This window comes from Agrobacterium sp. Ap1 (assembly GCF_017313375.1).
Lineage (GTDB): Bacteria > Pseudomonadota > Alphaproteobacteria > Rhizobiales > Rhizobiaceae > Neorhizobium > Neorhizobium cellulosilyticum.
This window is the reverse complement of the sequence record NZ_JAFLMY010000027.1, coordinates 1-24805: the sequence shown is the minus strand read 5'-3', so window position 1 is coordinate 24805 and position 24805 is coordinate 1. Positions and strand designations below refer to the sequence as shown.

General features: G+C 57.5%; 27 protein-coding genes, 2 tRNA genes and 2 pseudogenes. 19 read left to right on the top strand and 12 right to left on the bottom strand.

From position 1 onward, the window contains the following. Window positions 1-95 precede the first annotated feature (95 nt). Window positions 96-995 carry a GNAT family N-acetyltransferase gene (locus JZX87_RS27275; RefSeq protein WP_206828983.1) on the top strand — a complete coding sequence of 300 codons (900 nt, stop codon included), beginning with the start codon at window positions 96-98 and terminating at the stop codon, window positions 993-995. Window positions 996-1041: 46 nt separating this feature from the next. On the opposite strand, the gene JZX87_RS31560 is transcribed toward JZX87_RS27275, so the two are convergent. From JZX87_RS31560 to JZX87_RS27255, 5 genes are all read right to left on the bottom strand, one after another. Next, window positions 1042-1179, bottom strand: coding sequence for a hypothetical protein (locus JZX87_RS31560; protein ID WP_286195114.1), 138 nt, complete (start codon window positions 1177-1179; stop codon window positions 1042-1044). Between the two features lie 102 nt (window positions 1180-1281). Then, window positions 1282-2352: an NAD(P)/FAD-dependent oxidoreductase gene (locus tag JZX87_RS27270; RefSeq protein ID WP_286195113.1), complete on the bottom strand. Its 1071-nt coding sequence runs from the start codon at window positions 2350-2352 to the stop codon at window positions 1282-1284. Between the two features lie 5 nt (window positions 2353-2357). Continuing rightward, the gene (locus tag JZX87_RS27265; protein WP_206829010.1) at window positions 2358-3086 is read right to left on the bottom strand and encodes an amino acid ABC transporter ATP-binding protein; all 729 of its coding nucleotides are present in this window, start codon (window positions 3084-3086) and stop codon (window positions 2358-2360) included. 2 nt (window positions 3087-3088) lie between these two features. After that, window positions 3089-3745: an amino acid ABC transporter permease gene (locus JZX87_RS27260; protein ID WP_206828982.1), complete on the bottom strand. Its 657-nt coding sequence runs from the start codon at window positions 3743-3745 to the stop codon at window positions 3089-3091. A gap of 18 nt (window positions 3746-3763) precedes the next feature. Then, the gene (locus JZX87_RS27255; protein WP_206828981.1) at window positions 3764-4507 is read right to left on the bottom strand and encodes an ABC transporter substrate-binding protein; all 744 of its coding nucleotides are present in this window, start codon (window positions 4505-4507) and stop codon (window positions 3764-3766) included. A 456-nt stretch (window positions 4508-4963) separates the two neighbouring features. Here JZX87_RS27255 and JZX87_RS31555 point away from each other — a divergent pair, with 456 nt between their 5' ends. Together JZX87_RS31555 and JZX87_RS27250 are read left to right on the top strand one after the other, a co-directional pair. Then, window positions 4964-5089 (top strand): hypothetical protein, encoded by a 126-nt coding sequence (locus tag JZX87_RS31555; RefSeq protein WP_286195109.1) that lies wholly within the window; start codon window positions 4964-4966, stop codon window positions 5087-5089. A gap of 71 nt (window positions 5090-5160) precedes the next feature. Continuing rightward, window positions 5161-5544 (top strand): hypothetical protein, encoded by a 384-nt coding sequence (locus JZX87_RS27250; RefSeq protein WP_206828980.1) that lies wholly within the window; start codon window positions 5161-5163, stop codon window positions 5542-5544. Here JZX87_RS27250 and pqqE read toward each other — a convergent pair. Genes pqqE through pqqB form a run of 4 tightly spaced genes read right to left on the bottom strand, consistent with a single transcriptional unit; the run spans window position 5541 to window position 8672 of the window. After that, window positions 5541-6689, bottom strand: a complete 1149-nt coding sequence (gene pqqE, locus JZX87_RS27245) for a pyrroloquinoline quinone biosynthesis protein PqqE (protein ID WP_206828979.1) — start codon at window positions 6687-6689, stop codon at window positions 5541-5543. The genes JZX87_RS27250 and pqqE overlap by 4 nt on opposite strands. Further along, window positions 6686-6985 (bottom strand): pyrroloquinoline quinone biosynthesis peptide chaperone PqqD, encoded by a 300-nt coding sequence (pqqD, locus tag JZX87_RS27240; protein WP_286195106.1) that lies wholly within the window; start codon window positions 6983-6985, stop codon window positions 6686-6688. Before pqqD ends, pqqE begins: the two co-directional genes overlap by 4 nt. Continuing rightward, on the bottom strand, window positions 6982-7737 hold the full coding sequence (pqqC, locus tag JZX87_RS27235) for a pyrroloquinoline-quinone synthase PqqC (protein WP_206828978.1): 756 nt from the start codon (window positions 7735-7737) through the stop codon (window positions 6982-6984). Before pqqC ends, pqqD begins: the two co-directional genes overlap by 4 nt. Then, the gene (gene pqqB / locus JZX87_RS27230) at window positions 7734-8672 is read right to left on the bottom strand and encodes a pyrroloquinoline quinone biosynthesis protein PqqB (protein ID WP_206828977.1); all 939 of its coding nucleotides are present in this window, start codon (window positions 8670-8672) and stop codon (window positions 7734-7736) included. The genes pqqC and pqqB overlap by 4 nt, the downstream gene beginning before the upstream one ends. A gap of 508 nt (window positions 8673-9180) precedes the next feature. Between pqqB and JZX87_RS27225 the strand changes: the two genes are divergently transcribed. The 6 genes from JZX87_RS27225 to JZX87_RS27200 are packed head-to-tail and all read left to right on the top strand — an operon-like array spanning window position 9181 to window position 14288. Then, entirely contained in the window at window positions 9181-10317 is a 1137-nt protein-coding gene (locus JZX87_RS27225; RefSeq protein ID WP_404946550.1) for a lanthanide ABC transporter ABC transporter substrate-binding protein PedA1, read from the top strand. A gap of 33 nt (window positions 10318-10350) precedes the next feature. Further along, a complete protein-coding gene (locus JZX87_RS27220; RefSeq protein ID WP_206828975.1) occupies window positions 10351-11340 on the top strand; it encodes a YVTN family beta-propeller repeat protein in 990 nt (329 codons plus the stop codon). A 28-nt stretch (window positions 11341-11368) separates the two neighbouring features. Further along, complete coding sequence (locus JZX87_RS27215; RefSeq protein WP_206828974.1) at window positions 11369-11866, top strand: cupredoxin domain-containing protein; 498 nt, start codon at window positions 11369-11371, stop codon at window positions 11864-11866. Window positions 11867-11923: 57 nt separating this feature from the next. Then, the gene (locus JZX87_RS27210; RefSeq protein WP_206829008.1) at window positions 11924-12793 is read left to right on the top strand and encodes a lanthanide ABC transporter ATP-binding protein PedB/LutE; all 870 of its coding nucleotides are present in this window, start codon (window positions 11924-11926) and stop codon (window positions 12791-12793) included. Beyond that, a complete protein-coding gene (locus JZX87_RS27205) occupies window positions 12790-13656 on the top strand; it encodes a lanthanide ABC transporter permease protein PedC (protein ID WP_206828973.1) in 867 nt (288 codons plus the stop codon). Before JZX87_RS27210 ends, JZX87_RS27205 begins: the two co-directional genes overlap by 4 nt. After that, entirely contained in the window at window positions 13656-14288 is a 633-nt protein-coding gene (locus JZX87_RS27200) for a hypothetical protein (RefSeq protein WP_206828972.1), read from the top strand. Before JZX87_RS27205 ends, JZX87_RS27200 begins: the two co-directional genes overlap by 1 nt. A 27-nt stretch (window positions 14289-14315) precedes the next feature. On the opposite strand, the gene JZX87_RS27195 is transcribed toward JZX87_RS27200, so the two are convergent. Continuing rightward, the gene (locus JZX87_RS27195) at window positions 14316-14696 is read right to left on the bottom strand and encodes a c-type cytochrome (protein WP_183827948.1); all 381 of its coding nucleotides are present in this window, start codon (window positions 14694-14696) and stop codon (window positions 14316-14318) included. A 257-nt stretch (window positions 14697-14953) separates the two neighbouring features. Between JZX87_RS27195 and JZX87_RS27190 the strand changes: the two genes are divergently transcribed. Continuing rightward, on the top strand, window positions 14954-15163 hold the full coding sequence (locus JZX87_RS27190; protein WP_206828971.1) for a hypothetical protein: 210 nt from the start codon (window positions 14954-14956) through the stop codon (window positions 15161-15163). A 31-nt stretch (window positions 15164-15194) separates the two neighbouring features. On the opposite strand, the gene JZX87_RS27185 is transcribed toward JZX87_RS27190, so the two are convergent. Beyond that, complete coding sequence (locus JZX87_RS27185) at window positions 15195-15539, bottom strand: hypothetical protein (protein ID WP_286195103.1); 345 nt, start codon at window positions 15537-15539, stop codon at window positions 15195-15197. Window positions 15540-15955: 416 nt separating this feature from the next. On the opposite strand from JZX87_RS27185, the gene JZX87_RS27180 reads away from it, so the two are divergent. The 8 genes and pseudogenes from JZX87_RS27180 (at window position 15956) to JZX87_RS31185 (ending at window position 23672) form a co-directional block, all read left to right on the top strand. Next, window positions 15956-17878 carry a methanol/ethanol family PQQ-dependent dehydrogenase gene (locus tag JZX87_RS27180; protein ID WP_206828970.1) on the top strand — a complete coding sequence of 641 codons (1923 nt, stop codon included), beginning with the start codon at window positions 15956-15958 and terminating at the stop codon, window positions 17876-17878. A gap of 178 nt (window positions 17879-18056) precedes the next feature. Then, the gene (locus JZX87_RS27175) at window positions 18057-18584 is read left to right on the top strand and encodes a c-type cytochrome, methanol metabolism-related (RefSeq protein ID WP_206828969.1); all 528 of its coding nucleotides are present in this window, start codon (window positions 18057-18059) and stop codon (window positions 18582-18584) included. Between the two features lie 64 nt (window positions 18585-18648). Continuing rightward, on the top strand, window positions 18649-19482 hold the full coding sequence (locus JZX87_RS27170) for a substrate-binding domain-containing protein (protein ID WP_206829006.1): 834 nt from the start codon (window positions 18649-18651) through the stop codon (window positions 19480-19482). 70 nt (window positions 19483-19552) lie between these two features. Continuing rightward, the gene (locus tag JZX87_RS27165; protein WP_206829005.1) at window positions 19553-20680 is read left to right on the top strand and encodes an S-(hydroxymethyl)glutathione dehydrogenase/class III alcohol dehydrogenase; all 1128 of its coding nucleotides are present in this window, start codon (window positions 19553-19555) and stop codon (window positions 20678-20680) included. 83 nt (window positions 20681-20763) lie between these two features. Beyond that, a complete protein-coding gene (gfa, locus tag JZX87_RS27160; protein ID WP_206828968.1) occupies window positions 20764-21345 on the top strand; it encodes an S-(hydroxymethyl)glutathione synthase in 582 nt (193 codons plus the stop codon). A 602-nt stretch (window positions 21346-21947) separates the two neighbouring features. Beyond that, window positions 21948-22662: pseudogene (locus JZX87_RS27155) on the top strand (ABC transporter ATP-binding protein); the annotation flags it as partial. A gap of 12 nt (window positions 22663-22674) precedes the next feature. Next, a pseudogene (ugpQ, locus tag JZX87_RS27150) lies at window positions 22675-23394 on the top strand (glycerophosphodiester phosphodiesterase). After that, on the top strand, window positions 23394-23672 hold the full coding sequence (locus JZX87_RS31185; RefSeq protein ID WP_286195101.1) for a hypothetical protein: 279 nt from the start codon (window positions 23394-23396) through the stop codon (window positions 23670-23672). The pseudogene ugpQ and the gene JZX87_RS31185 overlap by 1 nt, the downstream one beginning before the upstream one ends. Before the next feature lie 199 nt (window positions 23673-23871). Here JZX87_RS31185 and JZX87_RS27140 read toward each other — a convergent pair. Then, window positions 23872-23947, bottom strand: a tRNA-Lys gene (locus JZX87_RS27140). A gap of 343 nt (window positions 23948-24290) precedes the next feature. Between JZX87_RS27140 and JZX87_RS27135 the strand changes: the two genes are divergently transcribed. After that, window positions 24291-24366, top strand: a tRNA-Asn gene (locus JZX87_RS27135). Window positions 24367-24805 lie beyond the last annotated feature (439 nt).

The following is a 24805-nucleotide window of genomic DNA, read 5'->3' as shown; positions in this document are numbered from 1 at the left end:
TGAAATGTTTCGCCGGGAGCGGGCTAACATAATCACTGGGAGTGATGGGCTTTTTACCGGGCCTGCAAGAAAGTCCTGTCGCGGCTGGGTGAAGGATGAATACGAAGATACCACAGACATTGCATGTCGATGCGTTCGAGATGCGTACGGCTGACATCGCGGATGTTGAGCTTTCACAACTTCAGGCATTGTCGATTTCCGTCGGATGGCCGCATCGGGCGCCCGATTGGCAGCACGCACGCGATGTCGGCCACGGCTTCGTCGCGCTTGACGAGATCGGGCGAATATCCGCATCCACCATGTGGTTTCCTCATGGAGATCAGTTCGCCACTTTCGGCATGCTGATTACCGCCCCTCGACTGCAGGCGAACGGCGCTGCGAGATGGCTGATGGAACGTGTGCTTGCGGATTGTTCCGGCCGGCATATTCGTCTCAACTCGACCCGTGAGGCACGCCGCCTTTACGTCTCGTTCGGCTTTCGCCCGCAACGGACGATATTTCAATGTCAGGGCGAGGCCGTTGCGCCGCCAGAAACCGCCGCAATCGCCGACGGACTGACGCTCAGACGCCTGGATCGCGCCGATATTGAAGCGGTGATTGCGCTCGATACGCCCGCCTTCGGTGCGGAGCGACGGGTTCATCTCATCCGTCTGCTTGAAAGCTCGATCTGCTACGGTCTTTATGACGGCGACCGGTTGATTGCCTATTCGATGAGACGCCGGTTCGGGCGCGGGCATGTGATCGGCCCGATCGTCGCGTCCTGCGATGCGGATGCCATCGTCGTGACACGTCCGCAAATCGTTGCGCATGTCGGGAGTTTCCTGCGGATCGACCTTCGTTTCGAGACCGGCGACTTTGCGAATTTTGTCCAGCAGTCCGGCATGTCCGTCTACGACACGGTCAAAACGATGGTGACATCCGAGGCTGCGAGTTATGGCGAAAGCGACGGCGGCCGGCCAATTGTTTATGGGTTGGCTTCGCAATCCTTCGGCTGAAGATGCGCGTTAGCGGAACTGCCTGATGGAAGCATTCGGGCCTGCGTTACCGCTGGTCCCAGCGGTCACGCATCTCGTAATAGAGAACGGCGAGGGGCAAAAACCAAGGCTTGCCGTAATAGAGATGACGGCTGCGGAAGGGCAGATCTGCGTAGGCACTCGGTTCATCTTCGATACCCAGCATGCGTTGGGCTATCTTGTGGCCTAACCAGCTGGCGCGCGCGATGCCGGTCCCGTTATAACCACAGGCATAATAAACGCCTTCATGTTGACCGAGATGCGGCAGCTAGTCGAAGGTGAAACCGGTCTGGCCGTGCCAATAGTGGGAAATCCCTGCGTCCGCCAGTTCGGGAAAAACCTGCAGCATCTGTTTACGCAGATGCGCGGCATTCGTTTCCACTACGTCCTCACCGGTAACCTTGAGCACCCGGCCGCCAAAGAGGATGCGCGTCCCGTCCGGCGATGGCCGGAAATAGGTGACGACACGCTGGCTTCCGGCAAGCATGCGCCGCTTCGGCATCAATTGGCTCATGACGGCGGATGGCAGAGGTTCGGTTGCTATGATTGCACTGCGGATCGGGATGATACGGCGCTGCAGGAAAGGATAGAGCGGGCCGGTATAACCGTTCGTGGCGAGCAGAACCTGCTTTGCTTCGATCTGCCTCTTGCCGTCCGACACCCTGAAGCCTGTCGATTGCCATTCGAGTGCCGTCACGCGCACGCCAGCAACGATTTTCACGCCCGCTCGTTTGACAGCCTGTGCCAGGCCTGCAACGTATCGGGCCGGATGTAACCCGGCATAGCCGGGAATGGCGAGGCCTCCGTGATAGAAGTCTGTGCCTATCTCGCCGTGTTGTTCCGCACGTGGCACGAGATAAGCATCACAGGGCATGACCTTGCGGATGCGCTCCAGCTGCGCGCCCATCGCATCGTAAGCACGCGGTGTAACAGCGCCGCGGAAATATCCGACGACTGCCAGATCGCAATCGATTTTCTCCCGGCCGACGACATCCGTTACGTGCTGCAGAGCCTGAAAGCTCTCGGTGACGATTGCCCTTGCCTTGTCGGCACCATAGGCCATGGCCGTGTCGAATGTTGCCCAGCCCGGTCCCAGCATGCCTCCGTTTCGTGAAGAGGCGCCCCAGCCGGGGGCTTCGGCGTCCAATACGGTAACCTGTCGGCCTGCTCTGGCAAGCGTAAGGGCCGCATTGAGGCCGGTGAAGCCGCCCCCGATAATGACCACCTCGCTATGGGAAGGCAGATCCGCTTCCAGGGTTGCTGTCGGTTTCGCATCCTCCCACCAATAGGGTTCATTAACGGCATCATGGGTGAAAAAGCGGCTTTTCAGCTTCGTCATGGCCGTTACGCTTCTAGAACGCGTCGCAGGAAATCCTGCGTGCGCGGGTTTTGCGGACGGCTCAGCACTTCTTCGGGAGGACCCTGTTCGACCAGGACGCCACCGTCGAGAAAGAGCACGCGATCGGCAACTTCCCGTGCAAAGCCCATCTCATGCGTAACGACAACCATGGTCATGCCTTCCGCGGCCAATGATCGCATGACGGCAAGAACCTCACCGACGAGTTCGGGATCGAGCGCGGATGTCGGTTCGTCGAACAGAATGGCGTCCGGCTGCATTCCGAGCGCCCTGGCGATGGCGACACGCTGCTGCTGGCCACCCGACAGTTGGGGCGGATAGCTGTCTGCCTTCGCCGCAAGCCCGACGCGTGTCAGCAATTCGCGAGCGTGCTCAAGCGCTTTCTCGCGCGGTTCGTTCTTAACGTAGATCGGCCCTTCCGCGACATTCTCGAGCGCCGTCATATGAGGGAAGAGGTTGAAGCGCTGAAACACCATGGCCACCCGGGTGCGGATGCGCTTGATACTTTTGCTGGCGGTATCGACGCGATCGCCATGAACCCTGATCTCGCCGCCCTGATAGGTCTCAAGCCCGTTGATGCAGCGAAGCAAGGTCGATTTGCCGGATCCCGAAGGGCCGATGATGCAGACGACCTCGCCCTTTTTCACCGAGAAGGAAATGTCGTGGATGACTTCGATCGTGCCGAAACTCTTGCGGATGTTCTTCAGTTCGATGATGCTCATCGCGATTTCCCCAGACGTCGTTCAAGCCATGAATTGAAAGCCGTCAGCGGCAGGCTCATGGCAAGATAGATGAATGCGACAAGTGTGAAGATGATCGTGTTCTCGAAGGTCGAGGACGCAAGCAACTTTCCTTGCAGCGACAGCTCCGCGACGGTGATCGTTGAAGCGAGCGAGGAATCTTTGAGCAGCATGATCATCGTGCTGCCGTAGGGTGGTAATGCAACACGGATCGCCTGGGGCAGGATGATCCGTCGCATCAGCAGGCCCCAGCCCATGCCGATCGAAAGCGCCGCTTCCGTCTGGCCCCGGTCGATGGCTTCTATGCCTGAGCGGAAGACCTCCGCCATGTAAGGCGAATAGGCTATGCCCAGGCCGATTATGGCTGACTGAACGGCCGTCAGCGACAGGCCGAGATCCGGCATGACGAAGTAGATGTAGAACAGGATCACCATTCCGGGGATGCCGCGGACGATGATGATGATCGTACTGGCGGTAAAGGCAAGCGGCACAATGCCGCTCACCCGCATCGATGCCCAGACCAGACCGAGCACGGTCGCAAGTACAAATGCTCCAATGGTCACGAGCACGGTCAGATAGACGCCCTGCATCAGGATCGGCAGATAGCCGGGCGCCTGCTCGAAGAAATGAGACATGATCTTTGTTGCCGAGTCTTAGAGGCCCCACTTCTTCTTTATCGCGTCGAAGCGGCCGTCCTCTTTCATCTTGGCAAGCCCGGTATTGATCTTTTCCAGAAGCTCGGCATTGCCCTTGGTGACCGCGATATTGATCGGACCGACGACAGCCGGCTTGTAGGATTGAACGAGGCGAAGTCCCGGGAAACGTCCCTGAGCAATGTTATAGGCGAGAATCGGATAGTCGCCGACGCCGCCGTCCAGGCGACCATTGGTGACATCGCGTAGGATGTCGGGCAGAGATTCATACGCGTTTACCTCAGACGGCGCGCCGGATGATTTCATGTAATCGATGTAGCGGGTGCCGACCTGAGCCCCGAGCTTCTTGCCCTTGAGATCCTGGACGCTGGTGTAATCGGTCGTGTCCTTGTCAGATACGACCAGGCCTTCGCCATAGGCGTAAACATCCTGGCTGAAGTCGACGACTTTGGCGCGCTCGGGCGAGCCATACATGGCCGCCGAAATGATATCGATCTTGCCGGAGGTCAGCGCGGCGATCAGCGCCGAGAACTGCATCGGCTGGATCTCGATCTTGAATCCGCCGTCCTTGGCGATCCCCTCGATGACATCCACCATCACTCCCTGGATGGTATTGGTTTTAGCATCGAGGAAGGTGAAGGGAGTACCCGTCGGTGTCGACCCGACCTTATAGACCGTCTGCGCCTGAGCTGTATGCGCGGCGACTGCGAAAGATATGGCGACCAGAGTTGTCTTGAACCACATTTTACATGTTCCCTTTTTATATTTTTCAAGAAAATGCATCGCGGATTATCTCCGACAGACAAACGTAATCTCTCGGAAACATTGTTGCGTGTGCAGAGCATTGAAGCCCGGTGCAGGATTATAAAAATCGTCCGGTAGGACAGAGTGTCTCATCTCGGAATCGTACGATGTTGCGAATGGCGAATACTTCACAGCAGATAATGCTGAATCATGAGCTCATTCCAAATTCATTGGGATGACCGCGCATTTGATTTATCAATTCCGCATGGCTGGGTGATGGTCGCGCGAGCTTGTAAGATAACTTCCATGGATAAGAATTCACGCCGCATGATTTCATCCAACACAGCGGTTTGCTGCCTGAAAGGTATGGTCAAAAGTTCGTATCTCCTTAATGGCTTAATTACGCTCTGACCCGCAGCGAGTTTTCCGGAGGCCGTCAAAGCATACACGGAGGAAATGAACCGGCTGATCCGGGATCGCCGCGCGCAGGCGCAGAACGATCGGAAGTCGCTCGCCAAGGTCGAGAAGGCCATCGCCGGCATCATTGCGGCCATCGAGGACGGCGTGACCAGCCGTCCTTGAAAGCCCGCATGGACGACCTTGAGCGATAGAAGGCGGAGATCGTCGCCCGCCTTGGGCGAGTGCCGGCGGACATGCCGGATATTAACCTTAATCTCGCCGACTTCTACTGCCGCCGCGTTGAGCGTCAGTCCGACATTCTCAGCGACCCGGACGGCGGCAGGCAGGCGGCGGAAGCTCTCCGCTCACTCATCAGGGAAATCGTCCTTACCCCCAGAGCCGAGGGAACACAAAGGCAACCCGGTCTTATGGCAGAGGTCGAAGCCTGCCTCCGCAACCAATATTCCCGGAATAAGATCGATCCTCCTCGCGAAAGCCCGATCGGCGCCATCCGGAGCGAAAAATATTATGTACTCTCCTGCCTTTCCGCAGGCACGTCTGCCCTAACAATCTCGCAAAAGTTCAGCTTCCGCTGGCCCAAAATTCCTGTGCACCTCAATTTACATGCAGAGGGCTAGTATCTCAGTTCGGTGCCTACTGCCTCGGTGGTGTCGGGTGCGTGGTCAGCCATACCGCGTCCTATCCGGCGATAGTGGAAGGCATCCCCTCCGGGCGCCGTTGCTTCCTCGATCAAGGCTGCCATGCGCGCGTGCAATGGAGATTTGATGCAGGCGGGATCGGTGGCGGCAGCGTTTCCTGCAATCGCCATCGCCTGACAGCGACAGCCGCCCCAGTCTATTTCCTTGCGGTCGCAGGTGCGGCAAGGCTCTGCCATCCAGTCCGTGCCTCGAAAGGCGTCGAATGCCGGGGAACCGTGCCAGATGTCGGTCAGGCTTTTTTCGCCGAAACGGTCGAAAACGAGACCGGGTATGGTGCCAGCCGCATGACACGGAAGAACAGTGCCGTCCGGCGCCACCATGAAGGCGTCGTGTGCCCAGCCGCCCATGCAGGGCTTGGGGTAAACCGCAAAATAATCGGGTGTGACGAAATCGATAGCGAGAATGCCGTGAAGCCGTTCCTGCGCTTCCTGCACGACATTCACCTGGTGTTCCACGGCGGCACGGTCCGGCATCAGGGTATTGCGGTTGAGAAGCGCCCAGCCGGCATATTGAACATTGGCGATCTCCAGCCTCTCGGCGTCAAGTTCGAGCGCCAGTTCGATGAAGGCCGGGATCTCATCGATATTGTGGCGGTGGATAGGAGCATTGATCGTCAAGGGCAGGCCAGCTGCACGCACCTGTTCGGCTGTCCCGATCTTCTTGACATGCGCATCGCGATAATTGCCGATCTTTTCGGTGGTGGCGGCGACAGCGCCTTGAAAACTGATCTGGACATGATCCAGCCCGGCTTTCGCCAGATCGTCGATCCGTCCTTCACGAATACCGACGCCGGCGGTGATCAGGTTTGTATAGACGCCGCGATCGCTCAGGCGGCGGACCAGAGTTTCGAGATCCGGCCGTAGGGTCGGTTCACCTCCTGACAGATGGATCTGGAGCACGCCGAGATCGGTAGCCTGGTCGAACAGGGACAGCCAGTCTTCCGTTGCCATTTCACGGTTTGCCTTCAGAAGTTCGAGCGGGTTCGAACAATAGGCGCATTGAAGCGGACATCGATGCGTCAACTCGGCCAGCATGCCGATCGGGGGAAGAACCGCTTCGGTCATAACGTCACCAGCGAACGGTCCGACCAGTCCTGCAGAAAGGTTTGGACGTCGGAAGTTATGTCTTCGATGGATGCGTCATATTGCATCGACAGTTCCTCCAGGATCTGGGTCACCGAATGCGTGCCGTCACAGAGGTTGAGAATATCGAGGCTCACCTCATCCGGCCAGAACACCTTTTCCGGCGACAGCAAAGCCCAAGCCTGCCGTACCGTGTCATATTGCAGCCGCACATGCGGCTTCAGCGTCGGTGTCGACCCGGAAGAAAGTACGATGCGCTGCCTTTGCGGTCTCATCATGGCTGTTTCGGATCAAAGGCGCCCGGCGGAATGTGGCCGTGATCGCCGTAAGCCTGTTCCAATGCGTCGAGCATGGCCCAGAGTAGATCGCATTTGAAGACGAGCGCATTGATCACCGCCTGCTGTTTTTCGGGCGTATGAGCATGTTGTCGCACATAGGCGAGCGCATAATCGGCATCACGCGAAGCCTGCACCGGCCTCGGCTTGAAATATTCGAGAATATCCTCGGTGACGTAATCATACTTCGCGAGCATGGCGGGAACCCGCTCGCCGATGATGACGGGTGAAAAAAGCTCGGTCAGGGAAGACGCCACCGCCTCCAGTAGGCTTTTATCGGTACAGAAGGACAGATATGCGCCGACGGCGAAGCGGGTGGCCGGCAGTGCGCCCTGCTGGCTCGCCACAAAATCCCGATCAAGTCCGAGCCCAGTTGCAAGTTTGAGCCATCGGGCAATGCCGCCATTCCAGCCGTCACTGCCGTCGTGATCCTCTATCCGCTTTCGCCATTCGGCCCGAAACGCGGGATCTTCCGCATGCGACAGGATCATCGCGTCCTTGCGGGGGATAACAGCCTGATAACAATAGCGGTTTAGCGCCCAGGCCCGTAACTGCCCCTTCGAAAGCTGGCCCGAGGTCATCATGTGATGCAGCGGGTGGCGGTTGTGATAACGGGAAAGGCCGATTTCGCGCAGGATGCCCTCAAGTTCATCCGCTGTCAGTCCATTGTGTGCGGCATCGGCGAACTCGTTCACAGGCGGATCTCCATTCCGTCGTATCCAATTTCCCAGCCGCCTTTGTGCACTGCCGCCGCTTCGGGCGAACGATTGTCCAGGATGGGATTGGTGTTGTTGATATGCACATAGATCCGCCGTCCGATCGCAAGATCGGACAGAGCATGCATCGAGCCGTCATCGCCGGAAATATGCAGGTGGCCCATGCGTTGTCCGGTTTTCGAGCCGACCCCGGAGGTCAGCATCTCGTCATCGGTGTAAACTGTTCCATCGAAGAGAAGGCATGAGGCCTGATCCAGGCGCTGTCTGAGGTCGCCGTCGATACGGGCGCAGCTAGGAATGTAAAAGACGGCCGACACGGCGTTTCCAGACGTGATCTTCAGGCCGATCGTATCGCCCTCTTCGGTCCCGAAACCTTGTTCGGCCTTGGCCTGATCTTCCAGAAAAAGGGCAATCTTGCCGGGCACCGCGAATGCTTCCACCGAAATGCCGGTTGGCCTGTTCTGCCAGTCCAGAATGGGAGAGATTTCATGCAACTTCAGTTCACGACGCTCGACCAAGGCCGGATCGACCACGTTGAAGATCGCATTCTGCTCCAGCACCGCAAGAACGCGTGCCGTGGCATAGATGACGAACCGCTCCCGCTCCCGCAGGTTGAGCAGACCGGCAATATGATCGACATCCGCATTCGTCAGCACCACGGCGGAGATTGGGGTGGAACGCGGTGGGGCGTTTTCGGCCGGCTGCAGTTCCGGCGTCGCTGCAATCTGCTGTCGGATATCCGGCGACGCGTTGAACAGCACCCACCGCGCTTCGTCGGCGCTAGCGGCAAGACTCGATTGGGTTCTGGGGCGGATGTTTTCCACGCCTTTTCGGGCATCGCGGCTCAAATGAAAATTACAGTTCCACTGGGGGAAGCCACCTCCGGCGGCGGACCCCACAACCTTCAGGTACATGAAACCCTTCCCCTGACGAAATCTCGCCACGGCTCAATATCATATCTGAAAGACGCCCCATCCGGGCTCCGGATGAGGCTGCTTTAACTGCTTATTTTTTCGACGGAAGTTGTGCGGGAAAGTATCGTGACATTTCCATTCCGACGGGGACGGTGCACATCGTCGGTTTCTTCCAGATCTTCTTCATAAGTTTCTCCTCCTCATAAAGGGCCTCTTCGGCCAAGATCATCATACGCGCAATCCTGCGATGTACAACTGTAGATGAATGCGAAGTTTAGAGACAGCTTCACATTTACAGGTTGTAATCCGATGCGTCTGCGCTAATCTGACCAAGGCACCGATAATCCATGGCAGATCCGAACAGTATCGGAGATGTGTGTTCTTTTGCGAGCATATAGGATGTGTGGTGGCTGTTTTCGTCTTTTTACTCATTTCAATTTTTCTTGCGGTTTTGCCTCTCGCAGAGGTTCGCGCACAAGCTTCATCCAAACCCGGAACAGCAGGTCAGGTGCTGCCTGAACCTGAGGTATACAAAGTCAGGCTCGGCTACATTCGCGCCTATGCGCCGCAACTGGCGCTGTCAGTTCTCGATGTACCACCGCGCGACGAAGGGGTGGCGGGCGCGAGCGTCGCCATATCCGACAACAACACGACAGGTCGTTTTCTGGGACAGAAATTCTCGCTCGATGTGGTCGAGGTGAAGCCGGATTCAGACGTGCTTGCCGTTTTCGACGCGATGGTGGGCAAGGGGATCTCGACAATTCTTGCAGATCTTTCCGCAGGGCAGCTTCTGGCGCTGGCGGATGCAGCCCAGGCCAAAGGAATAATCGTCTTCAATGTCGGCGCCACGGACGACCGGTTGCGGGAAGAGGATTGCCGCGCAAACGTCTTTCATACGGCACCGACGCGCAGCATGCTGGCAGACGGACTGGCGCAATACCTGATCTGGAAACAATGGCGGCGCTGGGCGCTGATTTATGGTTCGCATGAAGGTGACCGGCTGTTTGTCGACGCTTTGCGCCGGGCGGCCGAGCGGTTCGGCGCGGAGATTGTCGCGGAAAAAGAATTTGCCGATACCGGTACGGCGCGACGAACCGATAGCGGCGTGGTGCAGATCCAGCGGCAAATGCCGGTGTTTACGCAGGGGCTGGCCGAGCATGATGTTCTGCTGGTCGCCGATGAAAGCGAGGTTTTCGGCACCTATGTGCCGTTTCGCACCTGGCAGCCACGACCGGTGGCCGGCACCGCAGGGCTGATGCCTTCCGCCTGGCATCCGGCCAGCGAGCAATGGGGCGGCACACAAATCCAGAATCGTTTTCTCAAGGCCACGGGACGGCGGATGCTATCGAAGGATATGTCTGCTTGGACGGCAGCACGCATCGTCGGCGAGGCGGCAACGCGTACGCGCAGTGCCGATCCGGCCGAGATCGTCGGTTTTATCCGTTCCGACGAATTCTCCATTGCAGCCTTCAAGGGGCAGAAGCTGACCTTTCGGCGCTGGAATTGGCAGTTGAGGCAGCCAATCTTCCTCGGCGATGGACGATCGGTGGTGTCGACCTCACCGCAGGAGGGATTTCTGCATCAGTTCTCCGAACTCGATACATTGGGCGTCGATAAGCCGGAGACGAGGTGCGTGCTGAAATGAGGTGACAACAGAGGAGCCTTGGGAGGGGCTGATATGCAGAAAAGACCGACTTCAGTCGCCATTACGTTTGCTTCGCTGCTATGCGGCGGACTGATGGGCGCACAGCCGGCCGAAGCCTTCATGGCCTATGTGTCGAACGAGAAGGACAATACGGTGACCGTTGTCGACACGGCAACCGGGACTGTGGTGAAAACACTTCCCGTCGGGCAGCGGCCGCGCGGCATCACCATCTCGCACGACGGCAGGTTCATCTATCTCTGCGCCAGCGATGACGACACGATCGAGGTGATCGATACCGAGACGCTCCAGATCGTCGACACGCTTCCCTCCGGGCCGGACCCGGAACTGTTCGTTCTCTCGCCGGATGGCAAAACGCTTTATGTCGCTAACGAGGACGACAATCTGGTCACCGTCATCGACATCGAAAGCCGCAATGTGCTGGCGGAAATCCCCGTCGGCGTGGAGCCGGAGGGCATGGGCATCAGTCCCGACGGCAAGACCATGGTCAACACGTCGGAGACGACGAACATGGCGCATTTCATCGATACCGACAGCCATGAGATCACCCATAACGTGCTGGTGGATGCGCGGCCGCGTTTCGCCGAATTCAAACCGGACGGATCGGAAGTGTGGGTGAGTGCGGAGATCGGCGGTACGGTTTCGGTCATCGACAATGCCAGCCGGGAAGTGAAGCAGAAGATCACTTTCGAGATCGCCGGCCTGCGCTCCGAAGCGATCCAGCCGGTCGGCGTGCGCATCACCGCCGATGGCAAGAAAGCCTATGTGGCGCTGGGACCGGCCAACCGCGTCGCGGTGGTCGATACGGCCACCTACAAGGTGAAGAAATATGTGCTGGTCGGCCAGCGCGTGTGGCAGCTCGCTTTCACACCGGACCAGAAGACGATCATCAGCACCAATGGCGTTTCCAACGACATTACTTTCATCGACGTGGCGAGCGACGAACCGGTGCAATCGGTGACGGTGGGAGCGATGCCGTGGGGCGTGGTGGTTTCGCCAAATTAGGAAATCGGGATAACGGGAGGAGGAAAGTATGCTGGATTATCGGACATTGGGGTTGGTCGCCTTGGCGGCTGTGTTTCTGTCTGTGGGCGTCGGCTTTGCGCAGGACAAGGATGATGATGACGACGACAAGACGACTGCCAAGACGACTGCCAAGGCGGCTTCGACGGAAAAGGTGACGCGGGCGAGCAAGGATGTTCCGGAACTGATCCTCGGCTCGGCAAAGGACAGTTTTGCCGTCAACCGCAAGGATTTCGAGCTGGTGGCGGGGCAGGGCTATCGCTGGAAGATCACTTCTGCGGCGGGCCTTGAGTACAAATTCGTCACCGACCTGTTCCGCAATGTCTGGATGAACCAGATCGTCATCAACGATCTAGAGGTCCATATGAACGGCGCGCCGGCGTGGCTCGAATTCGACAGCGAAGGCACGATGCAGGTGCAATTCACCGCTGTTCGTCCCGGCAGTTACACATGGTCAGTGCCGGATCTCGCCGACAAGGGAATGAAGGGGACGATTACTATCAAATAGGAAAATGAGTTTGTGTGGCGTCAGGCCGGCGCAGCAGCGAGCGTGGGAGGAAACATGATGCACGGTGTCAAAGACGAGGGCGGCCTAGCACAAGCCATGGCGCTGGAGGTTGCCATGGTCAGCCATTCCTATGGGCAGAAGAAAGCGCTCGATGCCGTCTCCTTCTCCCTTCCCGCAGGTAGCTTTACCGTTCTGCTGGGTCTGAATGGTGCCGGCAAGACAACGTTGTTTTCGCTGGTCAGCCACCTTTACGACACCCGTCACGGATCGATCCGCGTATTTGGCCGGGATATCAGGCGCGAACCGGGCGAAGCCCTGCGCCGGCTTGGCATCGTCTTTCAGGCGCGCACGCTCGATCTCGACCTCTCCGTCGGCCAGAACCTCGCCTATCACGCGGCGCTGCATGGCATCGGCAGGCGGGATGCAATGGTGCGGATCAGGGAGCTTCTGGCGCAGGTCGACATGGCTGACCGGCTGCATGACAAAGCACGCAACCTTTCCGGCGGACAGATGCGGCGTGTGGAAATCGTGCGTGCGCTGTTGCATCGGCCATCCCTGCTCCTGCTTGACGAGGCGACGGTTGGCCTGGATATCCGATCGCGCTCCGACATCCTGGCGGCAATCCGGGTGCTGGTGAAGCAGACCGGTTTGAGCGTATTTTGGGCAACGCATCTGATCGACGAGGTTGATCGGGCCGACGATGTGGTGATCCTCGACAAGGGACGCGTGCTGGTGGCGGGGGCGGTTGCGGATGTGGTGCGTCAGTCGGGGGCGAGGGATATCGGCGGTGCTTTCGCGGGTTTGACGAGTGGAGCTTCGCGTTCCGGGTTGAGCGTGGTTACCGCAGCGGCGATTGAGGGGAAGAGCGACCTTGCCGCAAACGGCGAGGTTGAAGCGATGGCTCCGTTGGTCGGAGTGGTGCGATGAGCATTCCGGCCCAAACCGACACCTTTTCCGGCGGCTCATCACGCGGCTTTGGCTTCGCTCAATACGCCGCCTGCCTCACCGGCATCATGCTTCGCGAGGGCCTGCGTTTCCTCAATCAGCGCGAACGTTTCGTCTCCTCGCTGGTGCGGCCGCTTCTGTGGCTGTTCGTCTTTGCCGCCGGCTTTCGCCAGGTTCTGGGGGTATCGATCATCCCGCCTTACAAAACCTATGTTCTCTATGAGGTCTATATCACGCCGGGGCTCTGCGGCATGATCCTGTTGTTTTCCGGCATGCAGTCGTCGCTTTCCATGGTCTATGATCGCGAGATGGGCAACATGCGCACCCTGCTCGTCAGCCCGTTTCCGCGCTGGTTTCTGCTGGTCTCGAAACTTCTCGCTGGTGTCGCCGTCTCGGTGTTGCAGGTCTATGTGTTTCTCGCCATCGCCTGGTTCTGGAGCGTCAAGCCGCCGGTGATCGGTTACCTGCTGGTTCTGCCGGCATTGGTTCTGGCCGGTATGATGCTGTGTTCGCTCGGCATGCTGCTATCCTCGATGATCCGCCAGCTGGAGAACTTTGCGGGCATCATGAATTTCGTGATCTTTCCGATGTATTTTGCATCCTCGGCGCTCTATCCGCTCTGGCGAATTCAGGAATCCAGCCCACCTCTCTTCCATATCTGCCAGGCGAACCCTTTTACCTATGCGGTGGAACTGATCCGCTTCGCGCTTTACGGCCGGATCGACTGGACGTCGCTCGCGGTCGTCTGCGGTTTCACGGTGCTTTTTCTCGGCGGCGCCATCCTCGCCTATGATCCTGCCAAAGGACTGTTGAGCCGCAAAAGGGATACAGGAGGTAATGGCTGATGCTGCCGATCATACGTGTTCCGATCGCTGCTGTGACCTTGGGGTATGCAGCATTGTCATCGCCGGCTTTCTCCGCTCAAGGAGACGATCCGGACTGGCCCTGCATCCAGCGCAAGGTGCCCGAACTGTCAATCGGCCAGATCTGGACCGGCCCAGAGCTGCCGCCACAGGCCGCAGACTGGTCGAAGGACGAGGTGGTGTCGGAACTGGTGGATGATCTCGCTGCACGGCGCCTTCCGCTGCCGGAAGCGCAGGAGAAGATCAAAGCCTATCGCAACATGCTGCCGACAGACGAGCGGCCACAACATATTGCCATGCTGATACAGGGGCTGTTCGACAAGATGAATGGCGAGCGCAGCCATGTCATCTCCGGCATCGCCCGTTATGCGCAACGCCAGCGTGATTTGGCGGCCAGCCTTCGTCGGGAAGGCTCTGCGCTTGATGCCATGCGGGCAAAGCCGGATGTGGACCAGAACCAGGTGACGCTGCGCAGCGACCAGTTGATGTTCCAGACGCGCATCTTCCAGGAACGCGTCCAGTCGCTCACTTATGTCTGCGAGGTGCCGACGTTGATAGAGCAGCGGCTGTATGCGCTGGTCAAAACGCTTGCCGAGGCCTCGCTCGCTCAGTGAAGCGGGTCGGGCCGCCAACACCAGATGTCACGGCGAAAATTGCTTCAGATATGCGATGACATCGGCCACGTCCTTGTCCGCCTTCAGCCCGACGAACGCCATCTTGGTGCCTTTGACGACGCCTTTAGGGTCATGAAGATAGGTGGTGAGTGTCGCTTCATCCCACACCATGCCGCCCTTGCCGGCATCGCTCATGGCCGCCGAATATTTGAAGCCCTCATGGGATCCTGCCGTTCGTCCGAGCAGCCCTTTCAGAGAAGGGCCTATCTTGTTCTGATCGGTATCGGAGACATGACAGGCCTTGCATTTCGCAAATACCTTTTCACCCGCAGCCGCATCCTGGCCAAAGGCATAGCCCGCCATCGGCAACACAAGGCCGATGGCGCCAATATAACAGATGGCACGCATAGAGATCCTCCCAAAAGCATGAGCGGTGACGGGTAACTTGGTTCGACACCACGCCTGCACACGCAAGGGTAGTTAGTCATAACGCTAAGTCAACATCCCGAAATCAGGTCGTATGCAAAATAAGGTTGCATTAGAGATTTCGTACGTTCGGCATGTCTGATTGACGGCTTTTTCGGGTAAGCGTATTCTGTAGCCTGCTGACGGCCCCTGCAGGCCGACAAAATCGCGGTCCACATGATGCAGGAGAGGGGCTTGCGATGAACATAGTCGATCTTGTCCTGACGGTGTGTCTGTTGGCCAATCTCAGCGATTGCCGCAATGAGCATCTGCTTTTCGAGAGCCGCGGTTCGCTGTTCCAATGCATGATCCTGGCGCCGGCGGAAATCGCGAAATGGTCGGGACAGCACCCTGCGGTAAGAATTGTACGCTGGAAATGCGCCTTTCCGGATAAGGGTCGCAAGGTCTGATTTTCCAGCCGCTAGCGAATTGTCAACACGGTCAGAAACAGCGAACGTCCGCCTCCGCCTGAGCGCGTCGCAGCTCGGAAACGGCCGATTTCGCCACAGCTCCCTGTCGGAAAAGTACACCTCGCTCGCCCGTCTGCAGGCCCAGGCTCATAAAAGTCTCGGCCGCCTCGTAACGCTCATAGGGTACGATCGACGAGATGACATCGATTGAGCAAGAACAACTTTGGAGTGCGTTTCGCGTTTCGCCGTTCGCTTTCATGCAACCGTGGACATAATCGACTATTGCAACCGTCGGGTAATCGTCCCGCGCCAGGGAGATTGTGGTGAAGCAGAGTGCAACGAAGAAGATTGAGAGCTGAAAAATTCTGATAAACATCAAAAACCTTCCTTGTTCATGGCGTTGTACTCCCAATGCTCAAAGATAATTCCGCAATCATCTTCAAATTATCATTTGTTTTATCTAAGTAATACTCCTGAGCATTTGCAGTAAAATATGTCGCAGAGCAGCAAATTCAATTATAGATCAAGTCAGTGCAAATAATACACTTGCCGCGATTAATGTAATACCCTATCTTTTAAACGGTTTCCGGCTTCAAGGTCTTGTTTTTGGGAGAGGCAAGATCCGCAGGCCTATCGGGTGGGCAGTAAAGGTGCCCTTGGCCCATCCTTTTGCCGTGACACGCTGACGGAAACGTTTCCCGCACATTGAGAAAATCACTTGGCTGCGCTGGAGCATGCGACGGTTCGCGACGACGAACCGTGCGTGGATAATAAGCATCGGGAGGATTTCACATGCGGATACCTGTCAATTCCAACATTGCACGAAATCTATTTCTACCACTGGCGACCGCGGGCGTTCTGGCCACGGGGTTTTCCGGGGCGGCTTTCGCCAACGACGACCTGACCAAGCTTGCCAAAGACCCGAAAAACTGGGCGATGCCGACCGGCAACTATGGCAACCATCGTTATTCGGAACTCAAGGAGATCACTGCGGGCAACGTCAAGAACCTACAGGTGAAATGGACCTTTTCCACCGGCGTCCTCAGAGGCCATGAGGGTGGACCGCTGGTCATCGGCGACGTGATGTATATTCACACGCCATTCCCGAATATCGTCTATGCGCTGGACCTGAAGAATGACGGCAAGATCCTCTGGAAATACGAACCCAAGCAGGACCCGAACGTCATCGGCATCATGTGCTGCGACACCGTCAACCGCGGGGTCGCCTATGGTGACGGCAAGATCATTCTGAACCAGGCCGATACGACGGTTGTGGCGCTCGATGCCAAGACCGGCAAGGTCGTGTGGTCGGTGAAGAATGGCGATCAGATCGATGGCGGCAAGGGCGAATCCGGCACGGCTGCGCCGCTTGTGGTCAAGGACAAGGTGCTGATCGGCATTTCCGGCGCCGAATTCGGCGTTCGCGGCTGGACTGCGGCCTATAACCTGAAGGACGGTTCGCTCGCGTGGAAAGCCTATTCGACCGGGCCTGATGCCGAAACGCTGATCGACCCGGAAAAAACGACCCATCTGGGCAAGCCGGTCGGTAAGGATTCCGGCATCAATACCTGGGAAGGCGATCAGTGGAAGACCGGCGGCGGTACGACCTGGGGCTGGTTCTCCTACGATGCGAAGTCCAACCTCATCTATTACGGCACCGGCAATCCCTCGACCTGGAACCCGGTTCAAAGGCCTGGCGACAATCGCTGGTCGATGACCTTGATGGCGCGCGATGCCGATACGGGCAAAGCCAAATGGCTCTATCAGATGACCCCGCATGACGAGTGGGATTATGACGGCGTCAACGAGAACATTCTCGTCGACGGCATGGAGGTCAAGGGCAAGAAACATGACGTTCTGGTGCATCTCGACCGAAACGGCTTCGGCTATACGCTGGATCGGGTGAGCGGCGAGTTGCTGGTGGCCAAGAAATACGATCCGAAGGTCAACTGGGCGACGGAAGTCGTGATGGATCCGAAGAGCGAGCAATATGGCCGGCCACAGGTGGTCGCGAAATATTCGACGCAGCAGAATGGTGAGGACGTCAACGCTACCGGCATTTGTCCCGCAGCACTCGGGTCGAAAGATCAGCAGCCGGCGACCTATTCACCGAAAACAGGGCTGTTCTACGTGCCGACCAACCATGTCTGCATGGATTACGAGCCTTACAAGGTGAGCTATACGGCCGGCCAGCCTTATGTCGGAGCGACCGTATCGATGTATCCGGCGCCGGAAAGCCATGGCGGCATGGGCAATTTCATTGCCTGGGATGCCGCCAAGGGTGAGATCGTCTGGTCTATACCCGAACAGTTCTCCGTCTGGTCCGGGGCGCTGGCAACCGCCGGAGACGTGGTCTTCTACGGCACGCTGGAAGGCTATATCAAGGCTGTCGATCTGAAGGGCAAGGAACTTTACAGGTTCAAGACGCCTTCCGGCATTATCGGCAATATCAACACGTTCGAACATGGCGGAAAACAGTATATCGCCGTGCTTTCGGGCGTTGGCGGCTGGGCCGGCATCGGTCTTGCCGGTGGTCTTCTGTCTCCTGAAAACGCTGCGGCATGGCATGGTGCAGTGGATCAGGGGCGCGGCGGACAGGATGAGGCTGCCGTCGTCGGAACGGCGGGTCTCGGTGCTGTCGGCGGTTATGCGGCGCTTGCCGACTACACCACGCTTGGCGGCCAGCTGACAGTATTCGGCCTCCCGGACAACTGACCACGGAAATAATCCTCCGTCGAAGGGTCGCGCTCGCGTGGCGCGGCCCTCAAGGTTCCCTCTGGGCATCGAATGATTATCCGAAATGACTGTGCGGGCAGGCTTCTTCATTTGGTTGGAAGCTTTAAGGCGGGGCTTTTTCATCGCTCCCGAAATGTTTCACATGTGAGGTTCATCAATGGCTTTTTGCAATGCAGCTATCGCATTTGGCATCGTGACATTGTCGTTTCTAACACCCGGAATGGCCTTCGCCGATGATGACAAGGAAAAGGCGGCGGCGGTGACCGAGGAGGATGGCAAGTTTCTCGACAAGGACGGAAATCCAACCTTCAAGATTCAGGCGGACGGTACGGTCGATTGGTATACGTTCAGCGGCTACCGCCGATATCATTCCGACTGTCATGTCTGTCATGGGCCAGACGGCGTCGGGTCCAGTTATGCTCCGGCCTTGGCAGACAGCTTAAAGCGGCTGGATTATGCGAGTTTCCTGTCGATCGTGGCGGAAGGGCGCAAAAATGTCGGTGGCGGCAAGGAGAACGTCATGCCGGCTTTTGGCGATAACAAGAATGTCTACTGTTATCTCGACGACATCTACGTCTATCTGCGGGCGCGTGCGGTCGGTGCAGCCCCCCGCGGTCGTCCGCCGAAAAAGGCCGATAAACCACAAGGGGCGAAAGACTACGAAACCTCCTGTATGGGAGGCTGAGATGAAGCATGGTGTCCTGCCCGGCATCTTTCCGGTAGTGCGGAATCTCGCTCACGGCGGATGGATGATGGCGATTTTCGCAGCAGTGATGAGTGTCATGACACATCAGGTTCTTGCTCAAGGGGCTGGTCTTGGCGCGGCGGGAGAACTTGTCGATCCGGATGTTCTGCGCGTCTGTGCCGATCCGTCCAACATGCCCTTTTCCGATCAAAGCGGCGAGGGTTTCGAGGACAAGTTGGCACAGATTGTTGCAGAGGGGACGGGACGAAAATCGGTCGCGTATACGTGGTTTCCCTCGATCAATGGTTTCGTACGCAACACGCTCGGGGCCAACCGTTGCGATGTCATCATGGGATACGCACAGGGTGATGAGTTGGTGCAGAACACCAATGCCTATTACCGCTCGTCCTATGTGCTGGTCTATCGGAAGGGCGGCGATCTGTCGGGGGTCGAAACGCTCGCCGACCCGAAGCTTAAAGACAAGCGAATCGGGGTTGTCGAGGGTACGCCGCCGACGGCTAACATGGCCAAGGCTAAGCTGATGGGGAAGGCAAAGGTCTATCCGCTGATGGTCGATACGCGTGCCATGCCCTCCATGGCAGAGCTGGCGATGCGTGACATGCAGTCAGGGGCAATCGACGCCGCAGTCCTTTGGGGGCCGATGGCCGGTTATTATGCCTCTCGATCCGGTGCCCAGATGACACTCGTGCCGCTTATCCATGAAAAGGGCGGCCAGCGCATGATCTACCGGATCACCATGGGAGTTCGCCCCTCCGACCAGAGCTGGAAGCGCACACTCAATACGTTCATCAAGGAAAACCAGGCAAAAATCGACAAGCTGCTGCTGGATTATGGCGTGCCGCTGCTCGACGAACGGGATCAGAGGATTACCCAGTGAAGCCATGAGCAGGCTTGAGGCCGGGAAAAACGGCCTGTTCCAGGGACAGTCAAAGGGGAGTGAGGGAAAGATGGATGTCCGCGCCGCTGTTGCCGTTCAGGCAGGTAAACCGCTGGAAGTGATGACGGTTCAGCTCGACGGCCCGAAGGCCGGCGAAGTGCTGGTCGAGATCAAGGCCACCGGGATCTGCCACACCGACGATTTCACCCTCTCGGGCGCGGACCCGGAAGGCCTGTTTCCGGCCATTCTCGGCCATGAAGGCGCCGGCATCGTCGTCGATGTCGGCCCCGGCGTCACTTCGTTGAAGAAGGGCGATCACGTCATTCCGCTCTACACGCCGGAATGCCGCGAGTGCTATTCCTGCACCTCGCGCAAGACCAATCTCTGCACCTCGATCCGCTCCACCCAGGGCCAGGGCGTGATGCCGGACGGCACCTCGCGCTTCTCGATCGGCAAGGACAAGATCCACCACTATATGGGCTGCTCGACCTTCGCGAACTTCACCGTTCTGCCGGAGATCGCGCTTGCCAAGATCAATCCCGACGCACGTTTCGACAAGGTCTGCTATATCGGCTGCGGCGTGACCACCGGCATTGGTGCCGTCATCAACACGGCAAAGGTCGAGATCGGCTCCACCGCGATCGTCTTCGGCCTCGGCGGCATTGGCCTGAACGTATTGCAGGGCCTGCGCCTTGCCGGCGCCGACATGATCATCGGCGTCGACATCAACCCCGACCGCAAGGAATGGGGCGAGAAGTTCGGCATGACCCACTTCGTCAATCCGAAGGAAGTCGGTGAGGATATCGTTCCTTATCTGGTCAACATGACCAAGCGTCATGGCGACCTGATCGGCGGTGCCGACTACACGTTCGACTGCACCGGCAACACGAAGGTGATGCGCCAGGCGCTGGAATCGTCGCATCGCGGCTGGGGCAAGTCGGTGATCATCGGCGTTGCCGGCGCCGGCCAGGAGATCTCGACGCGCCCGTTCCAGCTGGTCACCGGCCGCAACTGGATGGGTACTGCCTTCGGCGGCGCACGCGGCCGCACCGACGTGCCGAAGATCGTCGACTGGTACATGGAGGGAAAGATTCAGATCGACCCGATGATCACTCACACAATGCCGCTCGAAGACATCAACAAGGGCTTCGAGCTGATGCATAAGGGCGAAAGCATCCGCGGCGTGGTCATCTATTGAGCGGTTCTTTGCCACAAGACGAAGAGACTTCGGGCAGACGCCGGTAACCGGCACAGGATTTTAAACAGAGGAGGAGACTTGCAATGGACAGTGCAGTTCAAGTTCGCATCCATCCCGCGGTGGATGGCGGCGTGAAACCCGCCGGCGCCGGCTTTTCCGGCGGCACATTGGTGTGCGAGTGCACCGACAGACCGGTGAAGGTGAAGATCGAAGGGCAGGTGGCACATAACCACGCGTGCGGTTGCACCAAATGCTGGAAGCCGAAGGGCGCCGACTTTTCGATCGTCGCCGTTGTGCCTCACAATAAGGTGACGGTGCTTGAAAACGGCGACAAGCTCGCGGTGGTTGATCCCAGCGCGCTCATCCAGAGACATGCCTGCAAACAATGCGGTGTTCATATGTATGGTCCGGTCGAGCGGGACCACGCATTCAAGGGACTGGATTTCATCCATCCGGAGCGGTTCCAGGAAAACGGTTGGGCACCTCCGGGTTTTGCTGCTTTCGTATCATCGATCATCGAATCCGGAGTCAATCCGGAGCGTATGGACGGTGTCAGGGCCCGGCTCAAGGAGCTGGGACTAGAGCCCTATGACTGCCTTTCGCCCGGCCTGATGGATTATGTCGCGACATGGGTGGCGAAAAAATCCGGAGCGCTCCCGGCCTGACTCTTGCCTGCAGGATGTACCCGTTGACGGAACGCCATACGGCACGGGTTTGCCGTATGGCTCAAGGGGTGGCAATTTGGGCGGGAGCAAGAGTTCGATAGTCGAGGTTGCGGAGGTCCTCCTGCCGGTTTGCGATCTGGCGCCGGTAGGGCAGAATTTCTTATGCTTGAATTCGGAGCCGTTATACACGGGGTCATGTCCTTACCATCGGAAAGTCAGTAGCGCACGGATCTCGGTGAGGCTCGCTATGTTTTCTTGTTTGTTTGGTGAAGACACCTTTCACACCATATTTGGCCCATGCGACGCACCTAATTTCGGGCAGATCTCTGCAGGATGGCATACTGTTTCTGAGAGTTTCCCATAGCAACCAGCAGCTTGATGCTGTGAGCAAGGTGCTCGCGCATGCCGCGCTCACGTTCGCTTCCGCTCTGGGTTTGCGTATCTCGTTGCCGTCGGTTTAACTTTCCTGGAAATACCAGATCGGGAGTAGTGATGGGACTGCCAAATTCATGGCGTAGGCCCCTGAAGCGAAGACTGCCGCCGGGCTTAAAAGCGCGCATACTGTCAGCAACCACTGTGGGAAATTTTTTTATGCTTGCCGGCGTCTTTCCGGCGGCCAGCAGCAGCGCGTAGCTCTTGCCCGCGCGCTGGTGAAGGAGCCGAACATTCTTCTGCTCGATGAACCGCTCTCTAACCTCGATGCCACGCTGCGCATCACCATGTGGGCGGAGTTGAAAAGCATCCAGACGCCTCGGTTTCACCACGCTGATCGTTACCCACGACCAGATCGAGGCGATCACCATGGCGGATCGGATCATCTGCATGAACAATGGCGAGAATGCCCAAATCGGCACGCCGGACGATCTGTATCGCCGTTCCAACAACCTGTTCGTGCCAGGCTTTATCGGCACACCGCCGATGAACCTCCTGAAGGGCAATGCTGATGGCCGTCGCCTTCAGGTCGTCAATGCCTCGTTTGATCTCAACGCGCAATGCTCCGGCGCCGTAACCTTCGGTCTTCGCCCGGAAGACATCACGCTAACGTCGGCTGAGATAGCGCTATTTCATGGAGAGATAGTCACTGTCGAGCCGATGGGCAGTGAAGTCTTTTACACGATCGACACGCCAGCAGGCATTATCCACGCGCTTGAATATGGTGAAGCGGTTCGGCATGCGCCGGACACCAAGGTGGGCATTACAGCCAAGTCCGAACTGACGCTCGTGTTCGATGCGTCCGGCAATCGCATCGCCGATCTCAATGCCGATTTTTTACACCATGCCGCAGGTCGCGCCCGCGTGCTCGAACCCGCAAACTGAGAGGAATCTTCAGTGAGCAAAATCGTATCGCATCGAGGCGCAAATAAGTTTGCGCCTGAAAACACCTTTGCTGCGGCCAATCTCGCGTTGGAGCAAGGGGCCGATTATATTGAACTCGACGTGCGCGAAAGCGCCGATGGTGTCCTCTATGTCATCTATGACGAAGCGCTGGACCGCACCACCAACGCCAAAAGTCCGGTCGGCCATATCTATCAGGCGAAATCGACACGCTCGATGCAGGCAGCTGGTTTGATGACCAATTCAAGGGTGCCAACTTCCGCGGCTCGATGTCTATCTCGAGCATCTGCGCGGTGGCGCCGGTGTCTATATCGAACTGAAATATTGCGACCCGGCCAGGTCGTGGCACTGGTGCGCGATCTCGGCATGGTGCGCGACACATTCTATTTCTCCTTCTCCGAGGAAATGCGCCGCGACCTGCAAATCATTGCACCGGAATTAATAAAGATTATGACGCTCAACATCGCCAAGTCTCCCTCTCTGGTCGGTGCAGCGCATCATGCATTGATCATCGAGATCACACCCGAGCAAATGCGCCGCCCTGCCATCATCGAGGCAAGCCGCAAGGCCGGTCTGGACATCATGGTCTATTACGGGGGCGATGACATTGCTGTTCACCGCGAGATCGCTTCCGCCGGCGTCGATTACATCAATCTCGACCGTCCCGACCTGTTCGATGCTGCCCGCGGTGACATGAATGGAGTTGCCGCCTGATGCAGATTGGAGTCGTTGCCGATGTTCATCTCCATGATCTCTACGGCGGCTATGGATGGATAGAGGAGGGTAGTGGCGACATTGCCCTTCGCACCTTCGAAGACACGATAGCATCCACGCGGGTGTTCAACGAGAGCCATGCTGCATTTCTTGCGGTGCTGGAGGATATAGTCCGACGCGGCATCCGGGATGTTGTGTTGTTGGGCGTTTATTCGGACGACGGCCAGCCAGGCGCCGTTACGGCCTTGAAGCGTATTCTTTCGTCCTACGAGGTGTAATGTCCATGTAGTTTTAGAGGGCTGGAGGTTCTAGTCCCATCAAGAGCGTAACAAGTGACCCGAGACCCAAGTGTCCCCCCGGGCTTTCGCAAGGTCTTTGCTCTTCGTGCTCTGATCCCAAAGGTTGGTTCGCAGGGAACTGGAGTTTCCGTGGCGGTCAGAACGTGAAACATTGAAACGTCGATGAAAAGAATAAGACTGGTGGGTGATGTAGGGCTCGAACCTACGACCCGCTGATTAAGAGTCAGCTGCTCTACCAACTGAGCTAATCACCCGCGTCACCATCTAAGTGGTGACAGATGGCCCTATAGAATGGACCTAGGGGTTTGTCCAGACTGGATCGTGCGCTGCAGCATGTGATGAGGGACAGCATCTCATATGAACCTTCCGCTGAGTTTTTAACTGTTGGCCGGCTGCCTGCGCAATTGAGAGGGATCGCGTCGTCGCGAAGCCTCAGGCTAGTGTGCTTCTCCCCGAACTCAGACGTTACCTCCAACTCCACCCATATGGTCACACCTACACGCCGAGGGGAAAATCGACGCTTGATTGTCAAACGATGTGCATGTAGACAGCGCGTCCCAACACTGAGGCACGAGCATTTGCGTCAGGAAAGTGCATTGGAATGTAGCTCAGTTGGTAGAGCAGGCGACTGTTAATCGCCCGGTCGCAGGTTCGAGCCCTGCCATTCCAGCCATCGCGTGGTCGACATTCATGCGAATTCAACGCGGCTTAGGGAAGACTGAAAACGGGCTTCCTTTCATACAAAAGTTTCGACTGCATTCGCATAGACCAAGTGCCTGGAATGGCGCTTGCAAATGGCCGAAATTATCACCCTCACACGGCGGAACGGACATTATCTTTTCAAATCAATCTCTTATAAATTTATTCTCAACATTCGCACTTTTCCCCATTGACGGCGCCGCGGCCTCGCCCTTATAAGCCGCACCACTGAAGCGGGGCATCGGCAAGCAAGCTGATTGTCGCTTTGGAAACATCCAATAATCAGCAAATACTGATTAGGGCCGGGTTACGGTTTGGCTCTGTTTTTTGTGACGATTTAGGCTTTCGGGTTTTGGATCGTCGGTTATTTGACAATTGAATATGAGAAGAAAGAGAAACGTGGTCGGCGGGTT